The sequence below is a fragment of the Mesorhizobium sp. IMUNJ 23033 genome (assembly GCF_044778005.1).
Taxonomy (GTDB): Bacteria; Pseudomonadota; Alphaproteobacteria; order Rhizobiales; family Rhizobiaceae; genus Mesorhizobium; species Mesorhizobium amorphae_A.
Genome location: NZ_JBJACT010000090.1, coordinates 1 through 824 on the forward strand (window position 1 = coordinate 1; position 824 = coordinate 824).

Below are 824 nucleotides of genomic sequence, written 5' to 3' on the forward strand. Positions count from 1 at the left end.
CTGACTCGAAACTCGGTTAGGCACGACGTGGAGTTGCGCTGCGACGAAGCATGAGGCGGATGGAGGCGATGAGGATCCACGCCTCCGCGCTGGCGATGGTCGCCTCGAAGTCCTTGGCGAGCCGGCGACAACGTCCCAGCCAGGCGAAAGTTCGCTCGACGACCCATCGACGCGGCAGCACCTCAAAGCCTTTGGCCGTGTCGGAGCGCTTGATGATTTCGATGGTCCACGTGCCGAGATCGGCCACAGCCTGCGTCAGTTTTTCTCCGGCATAACCGCCGTCGGCGAACAGATGGCGCAACCACGGGTAAAGCTGTCGAATGGAGGCGATGACGCCGACTGCCCCATCCCTGTCCTGGATGTCGGCCGTATGCACCGTCAGCCCGACCAGGTGCCCCTCGGTGTCGGTGATGATATGGCGCTTGCGGCCTTTGATCTTCTTGCCGGCGTCATAGCCACGCAAACCGGCAACGTCCGTGGCCTTTGCCGATTGGCTGTCGATGATGCCGGCGCTCGGGCTCGCCCCGCGACCGAGGGCGAGGCGTGCTGCTGCCACCAGGTGGAAGTTGATGGTTCTCCACAGCCCATTGTCTCGCCAGGCATAGAAATAGCGTTGAACCGTCGAGACCGGCGGGAAGCGGTCCGGCAATGCCCGCCACTGGCAGCCCGTCCAGGCGATATAGAGGAGCGCGTCCACGACTGTCCGCAGCTCGGTCGTCCGTGGTCGTCCTGTCGTCTTCGCTCCAGGCATGAACGGCTCGATCAATGCCCATTCCCTGTCCGTCAACGCATTTGCATCCCGCTGCCCCGCGCGGCAATATTGC

Annotated in this window: 1 protein-coding gene; it reads right to left on the reverse strand. The window is 63.5% G+C overall.

What is annotated here, in order from left to right:
• Window positions 1–16 precede the first annotated feature (16 nt).
• On the reverse strand, window positions 17–824 hold an 808-nt coding region (locus ACFX5Q_RS34805; RefSeq protein ID WP_404285066.1), incomplete at its 5' end, for an IS5 family transposase.